The organism is Hyphomicrobium sp., assembly GCF_041674905.1.
Lineage (GTDB): Bacteria > Pseudomonadota > Alphaproteobacteria > Rhizobiales > Hyphomicrobiaceae > Hyphomicrobium_B.
In genome coordinates, this window is the sequence record NZ_JBAYUV010000007.1 from 1 (window position 1) to 12,627 (window position 12,627).

14 protein-coding genes are annotated in these 12,627 nt (G+C 58.9%); all 14 read left to right on the forward strand.

Translation table 11 applies throughout. The annotated features are described in order from the left end of the window. Positions 1-64 precede the first annotated feature (64 nt). The 14 genes from WC026_RS04485 (at position 65) to WC026_RS04550 (ending at position 12,621) form a co-directional block, all read left to right on the forward strand. Complete coding sequence (locus WC026_RS04485) at positions 65-1,924, forward strand: methanol/ethanol family PQQ-dependent dehydrogenase (RefSeq protein ID WP_372709722.1); 1,860 nt, start codon at positions 65-67, stop codon at positions 1,922-1,924. Positions 1,925-2,156: 232 nt separating this feature from the next. Then, on the forward strand, positions 2,157-3,065 hold the full coding sequence (gene moxJ / locus WC026_RS04490; RefSeq protein ID WP_372709606.1) for a methanol oxidation system protein MoxJ: 909 nt from the start codon (positions 2,157-2,159) through the stop codon (positions 3,063-3,065). 40 nt (positions 3,066-3,105) lie between these two features. Next, positions 3,106-3,705 (forward strand): cytochrome c(L), periplasmic, encoded by a 600-nt coding sequence (gene moxG / locus WC026_RS04495; protein WP_372709607.1) that lies wholly within the window; start codon positions 3,106-3,108, stop codon positions 3,703-3,705. A 99-nt stretch (positions 3,706-3,804) separates the two neighbouring features. Beyond that, positions 3,805-4,110 (forward strand): methanol dehydrogenase, encoded by a 306-nt coding sequence (locus tag WC026_RS04500; RefSeq protein WP_372709608.1) that lies wholly within the window; start codon positions 3,805-3,807, stop codon positions 4,108-4,110. Positions 4,111-4,274: 164 nt separating this feature from the next. After that, positions 4,275-5,333 (forward strand): AAA family ATPase, encoded by a 1,059-nt coding sequence (locus WC026_RS04505; protein WP_372709609.1) that lies wholly within the window; start codon positions 4,275-4,277, stop codon positions 5,331-5,333. Next, positions 5,330-6,187: a VWA domain-containing protein gene (locus WC026_RS04510; RefSeq protein WP_372709610.1), complete on the forward strand. Its 858-nt coding sequence runs from the start codon at positions 5,330-5,332 to the stop codon at positions 6,185-6,187. Before WC026_RS04505 ends, WC026_RS04510 begins: the two co-directional genes overlap by 4 nt. Continuing rightward, positions 6,187-7,176 (forward strand): nonribosomal peptide synthetase MxaA, encoded by a 990-nt coding sequence (locus WC026_RS04515; RefSeq protein ID WP_372709611.1) that lies wholly within the window; start codon positions 6,187-6,189, stop codon positions 7,174-7,176. Before WC026_RS04510 ends, WC026_RS04515 begins: the two co-directional genes overlap by 1 nt. Beyond that, positions 7,173-8,177, forward strand: a complete 1,005-nt coding sequence (locus tag WC026_RS04520; RefSeq protein ID WP_372709612.1) for a vWA domain-containing protein — start codon at positions 7,173-7,175, stop codon at positions 8,175-8,177. The genes WC026_RS04515 and WC026_RS04520 overlap by 4 nt, the downstream gene beginning before the upstream one ends. After that, positions 8,167-8,745, forward strand: a complete 579-nt coding sequence (locus WC026_RS04525; protein WP_372709613.1) for a hypothetical protein — start codon at positions 8,167-8,169, stop codon at positions 8,743-8,745. The genes WC026_RS04520 and WC026_RS04525 overlap by 11 nt, the downstream gene beginning before the upstream one ends. Continuing rightward, complete coding sequence (locus WC026_RS04530) at positions 8,742-9,746, forward strand: vWA domain-containing protein (protein WP_372709614.1); 1,005 nt, start codon at positions 8,742-8,744, stop codon at positions 9,744-9,746. The genes WC026_RS04525 and WC026_RS04530 overlap by 4 nt, the downstream gene beginning before the upstream one ends. 4 nt (positions 9,747-9,750) lie before the next feature. Next, complete coding sequence (locus WC026_RS04535) at positions 9,751-10,293, forward strand: SRPBCC family protein (protein WP_372709615.1); 543 nt, start codon at positions 9,751-9,753, stop codon at positions 10,291-10,293. Next, a complete protein-coding gene (locus tag WC026_RS04540) occupies positions 10,293-11,249 on the forward strand; it encodes a beta-propeller fold lactonase family protein (RefSeq protein WP_372709616.1) in 957 nt (318 codons plus the stop codon). The genes WC026_RS04535 and WC026_RS04540 overlap by 1 nt, the downstream gene beginning before the upstream one ends. Before the next feature lie 94 nt (positions 11,250-11,343). Continuing rightward, positions 11,344-12,261 (forward strand): TraB/GumN family protein, encoded by a 918-nt coding sequence (locus tag WC026_RS04545; RefSeq protein WP_372709617.1) that lies wholly within the window; start codon positions 11,344-11,346, stop codon positions 12,259-12,261. Between the two features lie 24 nt (positions 12,262-12,285). Continuing rightward, positions 12,286-12,621 (forward strand): hypothetical protein, encoded by a 336-nt coding sequence (locus tag WC026_RS04550; RefSeq protein WP_372709618.1) that lies wholly within the window; start codon positions 12,286-12,288, stop codon positions 12,619-12,621. The last annotated feature ends 6 nt before the right edge of the window (positions 12,622-12,627 follow it).

Below are 12,627 nucleotides of genomic sequence, written 5' to 3' on the forward strand. Positions count from 1 at the left end.
ATAGCTGGGATTGGAAACGCGAGGTTAAATTGGCATGAAAAGACTCGTTAGCACATCGATGCTGATGTCGGCGTCCTGCATGGCGTTAGCTGCTGCCATGCAGATGGGCGCGGCCACCAGCGCGCTTGCGAATGACAAGCTCGTCGAGCTGTCAAACAGCAACGAAAACTGGGTTATGCCGGGCAAAAACTACGATTCGAATAACTACAGCCCGATGACGCAGATCAACGCGGACAACGTCAAGCAGCTGAAGCATGCTTGGTCGTTCTCCACCGGTGAGCTGCACGGCCATGAAGGTGCTCCTCTCGTCATCGGCGACGTGATGTATGTTCACAGCTCGTTCCCGAACAAAACGTTCGCACTCGATCTCAACGACCCCGGCCACATCCTCTGGCAGCACAGCCCGAAGCAGGATCCGGCGGCACGCTCGGTTGCTTGCTGCGACCTCGTAAACCGCGGTCTGGCCTATTGGCCGGGCGATGACAAAACGCCTTCACTGATCATCAAGACGCAGCTCGACGGCCATCTCGTTGCCCTGAATGCCAAGACGGGTGAAGAGTTCTGGAAAGTTGAGAACGGCGACATCAAGGTCGGTCAGACACTGACGCAGGCTCCGTCCGTCGTTCATGATCTGGCGATCGTTGGTTCGTCGGGCGCCGAGCTCGGTGTTCGCGGACACGTGACTGCTTACAATGTCAGGACTGGTGAGCAGGCCTGGCGCTACTATGCAACGGGACCCGACGCTGAAGTCGGTCTTGCTGACGACTTCAACAGCGCCAATCCGCACTACGGTCAAAAGGGCCTCGGCACCGCGACCTGGGAAGGCGACGCCTGGAAGATCGGCGGCGGCACGAACTGGGGCTGGTACGCCTACGACCCGTCGCTGAACCTGATCTATTACGGGTCGGGCAACCCCGCTCCGTGGAACGAGACGATGCGTCCCGGCGACAACAAGTGGACCATGACCATCACGGCCCGCGATGCTGACACCGGTAAGATGAAGTGGGGCTACCAGAAGACCCCGCACGACGAGTGGGACTTTGCTGGCGTCAACGTCATCATGCTGTCGGAACAGACCGACAAGACCGGCAAGAAGCGCAAGCTTCTGACGCATCCCGATCGTAACGGCATCATCTATACGCTCGACCGTGAAAACGGTGACCTGATCTCGGCTGACAAGCTTGACGATACCGTCAACGTCTTCAAGACGGTTGACCTCAAGACTGGTCTGCCGGTTCGCGATCCGGAATACGGCACCCGTATGGATCACAAGGGTACCGACATCTGCCCGTCGGCCATGGGTTACCATAACCAGGGTCACGACTCCTATGATCCGACGAAGCGTTTGTTCTTCGTAGGTATCAACCACATCTGCATGGACTGGGAACCATTCATGCTTCCCTATCGTGCCGGCCAGTTCTTCGTCGGCGCGACGCTGTGGATGTACCCCGGTCCGAAGGGTGATCGTCAGAACTATCTCGGTCTCGGCCAGATCAAGGCCTATGACGCCATCAACAACACCTACAAGTGGGAGCACATGGAGCGCTTCTCGGTCTGGGGCGGAACGCTCGCGACCGCAGGCAATCTCGTGTTCTACGGAACGCTTGATGGCTTCCTGAAGGCCCGCAACTCCGACACCGGCGAGCTGGTGTGGAAGCATAAGCTGCCGTCGGGCATCATCGGTTATCCGATGACCTACGAGCACAAGGGCATCCAGTACATTGCTGTGATGTCGGGCGTTGGCGGTTGGCCGGGCGTTGGCTTGGTGTTCGACCTTCAGGACCCGACAGCAGGCCTCGGCGCGGTTGGCGCGTTCAAGAACCTGCAGAACTACACGCAGATGGGCGGCAGTCTCGAAGTGTTCTCGCTTGATGGCAAGAACCCCTACGATGACGTGAACGTCGGCGAGTGGTCGAAGGGCTAACGCAAGCTCGGGATCGCGGCACGGCATCAAACGGTGCCGCGATCTCCCCTCACAAGCTTAGCGTCTGCGAGGATGCTGGGCCGCGCGGCGGCAGTCATTTCTAGCTTCACTACATGGCGAGCCGCCCCGCGAGTTCCTTGCAACGCGATTGCCCCGAAGGCTGGCGACTTCGGATTTCGAGATCACAAGCCGTCAGACGACTCTGACCAGCATTCGAAAGGTATTTTCGCGCATGCCTCTTAGTATCCGTACGGAGAGAAGCCACAGCACCACCGGAACGGTTTCCGGACCCGTGCTTGTCGCCGGGCTTTCCTTCCTAGCTTGGATGTCGATCAGTCCATCCTTTGCGCAAGAGACGGCAACCAATGCCGCAAGCAATAATTCCGTCCTTCGTGTCTGCGCAGCAGCAAATGAAGCGCCGTATTCTGCCAAGGACGAAACCGGCTTCGAAAACAAAATCGCGAAGATCATCGCTGGCGGCATCGGCCGCACAGCAGAATTCGTGTGGTCGCCAAAGCCTGCGATCTATGCGGTTCGCGACCAGCTCGACAATAAGCTCTGCGACCTCGTCGTCGGAACCGATACGGGCGACGAACGCGTTCTGACGTCGAAGCCCTACTATCGCGCACCCTACGTTTTCATCATCCGCAAAGACTCTCCCTTGAAGATCGAGAACTGGGACAGCCCGGACTTGGCGAAGGCGGGGAAGATCGGTTTCGTGCCGAGTACGCCCGCATCGGTCATGATGGAAAAGGAAGACCTGTATAACGACAGCATCAACTATGCATCGTCGTTGACGAACTTCAAAGATCGCAGAAACACCTACACGCGCATCCCGCCTGACCGCATGGTCAACGAAGTCGCGAACGAGACTGCCGGGCTGGCGGTGGCGTTTGCTCCGGAAGTCGCGCGCTATGTGAAGGCGAACGACGCGCTGAAACTGATTGTCGTGCCCGACAATAACGTTCGCTCGGACGGCATGAAGGTGCCGTTCCATTTCAACCAATCGTTTGCCGTTCGCAAGGACGATAAGGCGTTACTCGCCGCGATCGATGAAGCGTTGCCCAAGGTGCAATCAAAAATCGAAGATGTTTTGAAGGATGAGGGAATCCCTCTCGTCCCTCCGGCATCCAATCAATAAACGCCCGGCTTCTGCCGGTAATATCGAGGAAAGTGGACAAGTGGGACTTAGATCACAATTGAAATTCACGGTGGCGGCAGCGGGTCTGGCTTTCTGTGCATTGGCGGCGTTCGGTCCAAGTGCCAGTGCACAGGAAGTCTTTCGGAATACAGTGACCGGCGAAGCTCTCGACATCGAAGGCCAATCGCCGAAAGAAGGCAGAGACACGCCAGCCGTCAAAAAGTTCCTGGAGACGGGCGTCGACCCCTATGTCGAAGTTGCTGGCTGCCTGCCCAAGGGCGAAGAAATTTATCTCGAATCTTGCTCGGGCTGCCACGGCCATCTCGGCGAGGGTAAAGTCGGACCGGGTCTCAACGACTCTTATTGGACATACCCGAAAAACGCGACCGACAAAGGCATGTTCGAAACGATCTTCGGCGGCGCCAACGGCATGATGGGTCCGCATGGCCAGGATCTCGAACTCGACAATATGCTGAAGCTCATCGCCTGGATTCGCCACATCCAGAAAGACGACGTCAAAGAAGCCGAATGGCTGACTGACGAGCAGAAAAATAACTTCAAGATCTTCGACATCAAGGCCTGGGAAGCGACGGGCAAAGCTGCGGCTGAAAAGGCGCAGTGCAAGATTTCCGGAAACTAGTCTGGCCGCCGTCCCGAAACCAACGGGCGGTCCCATGCTGGTACGGAACAACAAGGGCGGCGAAGCCGCCCGAGCAAAGTAGAAGATGGAGGAAAGCCGATGAAGAAGAGTTCACTCCCGATCTTGGCGGGCGCTGTGATCGTCGCCGCTGGTCTCGTCGCTGCGACCGCGCCGGCCGCACTGGCGTATGATGGCACGCACTGCAAAGCGCCCGGCAACTGCTGGGAACCAAAGCCTGGTTTCCCGGACAAAATCGCGGGCTCGAAGTACGATCCGAAGCACGATCCGAAGGAACTGGCCAAGCAAGGCGTATCGCGGAAGGGCGAAGAAGAGCGTAACGCTTTGCGTTCCGCGCACTTCAAGAAGACGGGCAAGTGGGTCTACGACGTCAAGAAGATCCAGTAGACGCGCGCCCCATAAAGACCCTCGGGATCTTGCCACGCTAAGACAAGACTTCCTCTCCGAGGTCATTGGGGTGCTGCAGTTGCAGCACCCCATTTTTCATTCGGCAAAGTAGGCCGTCGACCGATCATGGTCGCGGGCGGACGTTTCGCATGGAAAATGCCACGATGAATCGCGCGCTCGCGGGCTCACAACAAGAACAGGCAGACATGGAAAGCATGAACCTCGCGGATTGGCGCCAGCGTGCGCTCGAACTCGAAAGCGAGGTTGCGAAGGCGGTCGTCGGGCAGGAACGCGCGATACGTCTCATGATCATTGCGATATTCGCGCGAGGCCATGTCCTGCTCGAAGGCGATGTCGGCGTCGGCAAAACGACGTTGCTCCGAGCCGTCGCGAGAACGCTTGGCGGCGCTTACGAACGCGTCGAAGGCACGATCGATTTGATGCCCTCGGACATGATTTATTACACGTTCCTGAATGAAGAGGGCAAACCGCGCGTCGAGCCAGGCCCCGTGCTCCGTCATGGCGGCGATCTCTCGGTGTTCTTCTTCAACGAGATCAACCGCGCCCGCCCGCAGGTTCACTCTCTGCTGCTACGCTTGATGGCGGAGCGCAGCATCACAGCTTTCAATACCGAACACACGTTCCCTTATCTTCTGGTGTTCGCCGACCGGAACCGTATTGAACGCGAAGAGACGTTCGAGCTTCCCGCTGCCGCGCGCGATCGCTTCCTGATGGAAGTTGCAATCGGAACGCCGCCCGACGAACAGTCACGTCGTCAACTCCTGTTTGACACGCGCTTTCACGACGTCGATGCGTTGATTGGCATGCTGAAGGAAGGCGTTGTCGATTATCGCCAGCTCAATGCGCTTGCGAAGGTCATTCAGTCCACGATCACCGTTAGCCCGTCGCTCGAACGATATACGCTCGATCTCTGGAATGCCGTGCGCAACCCATCGAGCGCCGGTTTGAGCGTCGCGGGCGTCGATGTCAGCAAGCTGGTCGCGGGTGGCGCGAGCCCTCGCGGCATGAGCTACCTGATCCGCGCCGCACGCGTCTCGGCATGGCTCACCGGCCGCGACATGGTCGTGCCGGAAGATATCCGAGACATCTTTTACGAATGCATGGCGCACCGCATCTTCCTCGCGCCCGTCTACGAGCTCCGCCGCGAGGAACTCGTTCGCGCGTTGATCAGCGACGTCTTCGCGAAGGTTCCCGCGCCGTGAGTGACGAACTCCGAGACGTCGCCTATAGCATTCCCTGGCGGACGAGCGGCATCCGAGCCGGCTCGCATCGCAGTCATCTCTATGGAGGTGGCGGCCGCTTCCGCGATATCGTGCCCCTGCTTTCGCTTCCCGACCCCAGGCGAATTGCGATCCGGGCTTCGCTGAACGATCCGTTTGAGCGCCTTCTCGTGCGCCGCTTCGAGCAGCCGAGTGCGATCGACGTGGCCGTTCTTGTCGACGTCTCGACATCGATGGCATTCGAGGGCCGCTGCAATGAGATTTCTCTCGCGGCGGACCTGGCGCAGGCGCTCGCCGTCTGCGCTGAACGTGCCGGCGATACCTTCTCGCTCATCCCCTTCGACAGCGCGCTCCGAGAGGACCTGCGTCTGCAAAGGACGCTTTCGCGCGCGGCGCATTCGCAAGCCATCGATAAGTTGCGCCAATACACGCCGGAAAAACCTGGCGTTCAAGGAGTCATGGAAGCGGCGACGGCCGTATCGGGAACGCGCAAGCTCGTATTCCTCGTGTCGGATTTTCTTTGGTCGACCGAAGACGCGCGCCTTGCAGCTGAAGCGCTCGCATTCCACGATGTCGTGCCGATCGAAATCGACGACAGCCTGCAACTGGACGATCTGCCCGACTGGGGTCTGCTCAATCTGCGCGACCTCGAAACCGGCTCGCGCCGGCTGGTTGCGATGCGACCCTCTCTCAAGGCGCGCTGGCAGGCCGTTCGGAAAGAGCAGCGCGAGCGCACGCGACAAGTGTTCGACACGACAGCGCGAGAAATGTTCACGATACGCGATCGCATCGACTGGATGCGTCTCACGTCATTTCTTCTTTATGGAAGCGTGTGATGCGGGCTTGGCTGATCCTTGCAATTCTGCTCATCAGCTCCGGGCCGTGCGCAGCGGCGGTCGAGGCCGTGAATATTTATGAGCCCCGGGCTTTCGGATATTTCATCGGTGATACGTTTGAACGCCGGATAGAAGTTGTAACGACTGGCGATACCGAGCTTCTGACGGCAGGGCTTCCGCGTCCCGGGCCGCTGACTTATTGGCTCGAACTTACCGGCGTCGATCATAAGGTTCGCGACGATCAGGGCCGCAAGATTCACGATATTACGCTCAAATATCAGACGTTCTATGCAGCGATCGAGCCGGTGAAAGTCAAGATACCGGCGTATCCGCTGAAGTTCCGAAACGTGGGACCGTCTCCTGCCGCACAAGCTCCGGAGGCCCCAGCGGCGAATGGAGAGATTGCCACGCCGCCTCCTCAGGATGTCGCGTTGATCCCCGCTCTTCAGATCATCATGTCGCCATTGCGCGAATATGCGATCAGCGACTTCATGTCGGGAAAGTCGGTTGAAATCGCCGACATCATGGCGCCCGATGCCAAAGCTCACGCTATCGGTACATCGCGACAGACGACGCTGCTCGGCGTTGCCCTTGCTGCATTGGCGCTGTCGACTGTTTTGCTGCTCTGGCATTACGCCAAGGGCCCCTTTGCGAAACGGCAAGGACGGCCGTTCACGATCGCGGATCGCCGCATTCGGGAACTTCAATCTGCGAAGGCCGGCGACACACTCTATGGAGATTCCCTGATTGCGCTTCATCGCGCGTTCGACGAATCCTATGGGCGGCGCTTATTCGCCGAAGATCTTTCGACATTCCTTAGCCAACGCCAGCGTTTCGCCGTGCTCAAGGAAAAACTTCAGCAATTTTTTGAAAGCTCGCGCCTCTTCTTCTTTTCCGGAAACAAACAAACCGCTGAAAGCACATTTTCGATCGAGGACGTTCGAAAGCTGGCGGCCGATCTCGCACGTGAAGAGAAGGCGGCCGCATGATCTTCACCAATCCATTGGCGCTCTATTTATTGCCGCTCGCGATCCTGCCGCTGCTGCTCAGCGCGCAACGCCAGGAGGGGTATCCGTCGCTCGGCGGCTTCGAAGCGGACCGAACGTCGCAAATCATTGCGCTCGGACTCAGGCTTGCCGGCGCGCTGGCTATGCTCGGGCTCATCCTCGGCATCGCTGGGCTCTCGCTCAGGGAACGTGCGATCGATCGATTTGGCCAAGGCGCGCATATCGTCCTGCTGATCGATCGTTCATCCAGCATGGATGATACCTTCGCGGGGCAGCCACCAAGTGGCGGGCAAGAGTCGAAAGCTGCAGCGGCCAAGCGTCTTCTCAAAGACTTCGTGACGGAACGTGCCCATGACCGCTTCGGCGTCGCCGCGTTCTCAACGGCGCCGATCCATGTCCTGCCGATAACGGATCACAAAAGTCTCATTCTCGGAGCCATCGACGCGATCGACCGGCCGGGGTTGGCCTTTACGGATGTCGGACGCGGACTGGCGATGGCTCTCGACATGACGCAGGAGGACGTATCGCAGGCGTCGCGCGCCATCGTGCTCGTCTCAGATGGCGCGGCCGTGATCGCACGCCGCGTTCAGGAGACGCTGAGAGCCGAATTCGCGCGCCAGCCCGTGCACCTTTACTGGCTCTATCTTCGAACGAAGGGCACGAACGGCATTTTCGAGCCGCCGCCTCCGGGCGTCGACGACATCCCACAAGTTCTCCCCGAACGGCATCTGAACATGTTCCTGCAGGGGCTGCATGTTCCCTACCGCGCTTTCGAGGCTGAAAGCCCTGAAGCGGTGAAGGCCGCAATTACCGAAATCGGCAAGCTGGAGCAGACGCCGATCGTCTACAGCGAGCGCATTCCTCAATACGATCTATCGCGGTGGGCCTACAGCCTTGCGGCGCTCGGCATGGCTACGCTTCTCGCCGCAAAATTTTTCGAGCGATCGGTGATGCCGAAGCGGGGTAGCGCACATGCTGCTTAGCATGTTCAAGCCCATATTGCCGTGGCGCGGTCCGATCCTATGGATGATCGCCCTGCTGGCATTGCTCTTTACGGCTTCAACAGTCGTGCAGGTTTTGCGGGCAAGAAGCGCGAATGATGCGATTGCCTCGCTGGTCGCGAACAAGGACGTTTCCATCGATCCCAAAAGCTCGCCGTCGGAGGTCATTCTTGCTCGCGTCAATCAATTGATCTTCCACGATCGCATTGACGATGCCCAAACGTTGCTCAGCAGCAGCGAAGCGAGAATTGATCCTCGCGTCCGCGCTCGCGCACTTTACAACATCGCCAACGAGCGAACGCGCAGAGGCTCGGAGTTTGTCCGAAAGGGCGATCTCGATCATGCCGCGGCGCTGATCAACGTCGCGAAATCCGAATATCGGCTGGCGCTCAAACTCGATCCGAACGACTGGAATACGAAGTTCAATCTCGATATTGCGATGCGCATCGTTCGCGATCTTCCGCAAGCGGAAAACCTGCCGGACGACGAACAGGCGACGCCCAAGAAAGTGTGGACCGACCTGCCGGGCGTGCCGAAGGGCTTGCCATGACGTCATTCGCCATAGCGTGGGATCGCCGCATGTTTCTGCTTATGGCGGGACTGGCGCTGACGCTTGCGGCACTCGTCGGCTTTCATTTCATTCGCAATCAGAACGTGGTCGATGCCGTCGCAATCGTCGACATCACGGGCAGTATGAACACGCGCGATATGGGGCGCCCGCCGGGGTCAGCGAGCCGACTGCAAGCGGCACGCAACGCGCTTATAGATCTCGTTCAAAACGTGCCCTGCCAATCGCGTCTCGGTTTGGGTGTTTTCACCGAACGCATTTCGTTCCTGCTCTTCAACCCCGTCGAGATCTGCAACAGTTATGATGGTCTCGAAGACGCCCTATCAGAACTCGACTGGCGCATGGCATGGCAAGGCGACAGCTATATCGCCAAGGGGCTTTATTCCGCGATCGATATCGCGGCGAGCCTCAAATCCGATCTCATTTTTCTGACGGACGGACAGGAGGCGCCGCCTCTTCCCTTCACCGGCACGCCGCCATTCGAAGGCAAGATTGGCGATGTCAAAGGTCTGATCGTCGGCGTCGGCGGAACAGACAAAGTTCCCATCCCGAAATACGACGATGAGGGCCGCCAAGCCGGCGTTTATGGACCGAGTGACGTTCCGCAAGATAACCGCATCGGCGCTGCGCCTCCCGGAGCGGAATCGCGCGAAGGCTACAATCCGCGCAACGCGCCGTTCGGCGCGGCGCCGGAGTCGGGAGAGGAGCATCTCTCGTCGGTGAAGACGGCGCACCTTCAGGAGCTGGCCGAGAAGACTGGCCTGACATACGTCGAGCTCCAGAAATCCGGCGGCATCTCAGACGCGCTAATGGCTTCGACAAAAGCTCGCGTTGTGGCGACATCCACGAACATGGCCTACATCCCGGCCGCGCTGGCACTTCTCTCAATGGTTCTTCTCTACGGATTGTCGATCATCGGCGATCCCCGGATATTCAATCGCGCTCGTCTGGCGCGCTTTCTTCCCTCGCAATCTGGAGCTTAAACGCATGGATTTTGTCCGTCCTCTCGCTGTTTCGTTTTTTGTCCTCGCCGCAAGCTTCGGTTCCGCCAGCGCGCACGGACCGACGCCGCAAAAGGCCGACGAGAAGATCACCATCGCGGCTCCGCCGGCGGCCGTCTGGGAGGTGATCAAGGAGTTTGGCTCGATCGGCGATTGGCATTCGGGCCTCGCGAAAGTGGCTGCGGAAGGCGGCAACAAGGAAGGTGCGACGCGCACGCTGACGCTCAAAAGCGGCGGAGACATCGTCGAAAGCCTCGACGCCTACAACGAGAAAGAGATGTCGATCGAATACCGGCTGCTCAAAGAAAACGTCGACGCCTTTCCGGTGAGCTTCTATTCCGATCAGATCTCGGTCCGCCCTGCGGATGGCGGCAGCGAAGTCGAATGGACGTCGCGCTTCTATCGCGCCGACACGACGAATGAGCCGCCCGAGGACAAGAACGACGAAGCCGCAACCAAGGCGACGACCGACTTCTTCCAGGCTGGACTTGCCGGAATCAAGGCGAAGGCGGAAGGTAAAGGCAAGTGATGAGGCGCGTCGTCGGCGTATTGGCGGCGCTGACACTTGCCGCGATTTCGGCAAAGGCCGCCGAAACGCATCAGGCGATTTACGTCCTCTGCCAAGATGCGGGCGTGCTCGCGATCATCGATACGCAAGCCGATGAGATTTCCGCCCGCATCGAGCTTGGCGGCAAGCCTGCATCGTTCACGATCGATCCCGTGTCCGGCGACGCGTTCATCACACAGCCGGAAACGGGAAAGATCGTCGTCGCCGATTTGAAGACGCACAGCGTCGTGCGCACGTTGGATATCGGCGGCCAGCCGTTCGGCATCGGCGTCGATGGCGTCGGAACACTCTATGTCGGAGATTGGAGCAAGGATCGAGTCTCTGTGGTCGACGCGAAATCCGGCGCAATTCTGAAGTCCATTCCGACGGGCCGTTCGCCAGCACATCTGGTGATTTCCGATGATGCCTCTCGTCTCTTCGTCGCCAACCGGGAAGCCGATACCATTTCCGTTATCGACACTCATAAGCAGATCTTGATCAAGGAGATCGGCGTTGGCCATGCTCCGTTCGCGTTGACGCTGACGCCGGACCAGACAAAACTGATCGTGGCCAACGCGCAATCGGCAACGCTGTCGATCATCGATACGTCGTCGCTTACTGTCGTCTTCTCATCTGAGACGCGCAAAATGCCCTACGGCCTCGCCGTCACTAAGAACGGCTCACAATTTCTTGTCTCGAACCAGGCGAGCGGAAGCGTCTCCATATTCGACGCAAACACACGGCAACCCCGCGCCGAAGTAAAAGTCGGACGATACCCTGAAGGGCTGGCAGTCATCCAGGATGGGAACAAGGCCTATGTCGCAAACTGGTTTTCTGCGAGCGTTTCGGTCATCGACCTCACAACCAATACAGAGATCAAGCGCATTGCGACTCCCGATGGACCGCGTGGAGTGCTCGCGGCTGCCGCGCCGCGTTGAACGATTTCTCCTATGGAGCGCTGCCCTGATATTCGCGGTCACGACAGAGGCGGCATTTCCAGCAATCTCCAAAGGTGCCGATGACACGGCATGCGTGCCGACCAGTGTGCTCTATGAGATCGATCATCGCGACAGAGGCAAGCTCGAAAAGATTCTCAACGACGCGAGTCTCGTCGCCAATAGCGAAGCTGTTCTCTGGCGTATTGATAAAGCCGGCGTGCCGGCATCGTTCCTGTTCGGCACGGTTCACGTCATCGATACGAACCTGCAAAGCTTGTCACAAGCGACGCTCGCCGCCATCGACGCGTCGAAGGTTGTTGCCGTCGAAGCTGCCGAGACATCGCGTGCATCATTGACCAATGCGATGACACGAGCTCAGCCGTTGATGGTTTCGCATGATCGAGAATTGCAGCGCATTCTTGGCGACGATGAAATGGCCGTCGTCGAGAAAGTCCTGGCCGATGCCGGTTATCCCTCGCAGCTGGCTCTCGGATTGAAGCCGTGGGCCGCGACGATGTTCCTGGCGGACTCGCCCTGTCAGCGCCAGCTTCAGGAACGCGGGCTGAAGCCGATGGATACCATCGTCGTCGAAAGAGCGCAGGCGATCGGAGCGCGGATCGTCGGACTCGAGACGACATACGAGCAATATAGCTCTCTCGCCTCCATTCCGCCCGAACTGCAGGCGACCTGGTTGAAGGCGAGCATCGAGCTTCATCCTCGCGTCGATGACGTTACCCAGACGATGTCCGAATTATATCGCTTCCGGCGCATGGATGCCGCGTGGACTCTCACTCGGGAAATGGCGCCGAATGCCGGCCTCGACGACGCGACGCTTGCTTCATTGCGCGATGAACTGGTCAGCAAACGCAATGCACGCATGCTGGAGCGTGCGTTACCCTTCCTCGATAAGGGCGGCCTGTTCATTGCCGTCGGCGCCATGCATCACCTCGGCCTTCAAGGCCTCGTCGCGTTGCTCCGTGAACGGGGTTTCACGGTGACGCCAATTGAATGACAACCCGATCAAAGGAGTTTCCTAATGCTGAAGTTCATCAACGCGAGCTGCGCAGTGCTCATGTGTGCGACCTTTATAGCAAGCGGGCCCGCATCAGCGGAGGGTCGGTTTTGCGGCTCACAGGTCGAGAGCGGCGAGGCGTCCGCCGCGACTGAGGACGACGCAAAAAAAGCCGCGACGGTATGGTGGTCGTCACGCGCGGGCGCACTCGGACGAGGCTACGAGTTCTGGGATAACTCGAAGGACAAGGCCGTCAATTGCCATTCAGGCCCGCGAAACACGTTCAAGTGCATCGCAGTCGGCAAGCCATGCTTGCCGGACGGCGTTCTCCCCGACCACGGTCCGAAACAGGACTTGTGACGCTAC

Excerpts from the sequence above, each read along its gene's own strand:
- WC026_RS04485 (WP_372709722.1), top strand. The coding sequence starts at position 65 with ATGTCGGCGTCCTGCATGGCGTTAGCTGCTGCCATGCAGATGGGCGCG.
- moxJ (WP_372709606.1), top strand. The coding sequence starts at position 2,157 with ATGCCTCTTAGTATCCGTACGGAGAGAAGCCACAGCACCACCGGAACG.
- WC026_RS04500 (WP_372709608.1), top strand. The coding sequence starts at position 3,805 with ATGAAGAAGAGTTCACTCCCGATCTTGGCGGGCGCTGTGATCGTCGCC.
- WC026_RS04505 (WP_372709609.1), top strand. The coding sequence starts at position 4,275 with ATGAATCGCGCGCTCGCGGGCTCACAACAAGAACAGGCAGACATGGAA.
- WC026_RS04515 (WP_372709611.1), top strand. The coding sequence starts at position 6,187 with ATGCGGGCTTGGCTGATCCTTGCAATTCTGCTCATCAGCTCCGGGCCG.
- WC026_RS04520 (WP_372709612.1), top strand. The coding sequence starts at position 7,173 with ATGATCTTCACCAATCCATTGGCGCTCTATTTATTGCCGCTCGCGATC.
- WC026_RS04525 (WP_372709613.1), top strand. The coding sequence starts at position 8,167 with ATGCTGCTTAGCATGTTCAAGCCCATATTGCCGTGGCGCGGTCCGATC.
- WC026_RS04530 (WP_372709614.1), top strand. The coding sequence starts at position 8,742 with ATGACGTCATTCGCCATAGCGTGGGATCGCCGCATGTTTCTGCTTATG.
- WC026_RS04535 (WP_372709615.1), top strand. The coding sequence starts at position 9,751 with ATGGATTTTGTCCGTCCTCTCGCTGTTTCGTTTTTTGTCCTCGCCGCA.
- WC026_RS04540 (WP_372709616.1), top strand. The coding sequence starts at position 10,293 with ATGAGGCGCGTCGTCGGCGTATTGGCGGCGCTGACACTTGCCGCGATT.
- WC026_RS04550 (WP_372709618.1), top strand. The coding sequence starts at position 12,286 with ATGCTGAAGTTCATCAACGCGAGCTGCGCAGTGCTCATGTGTGCGACC.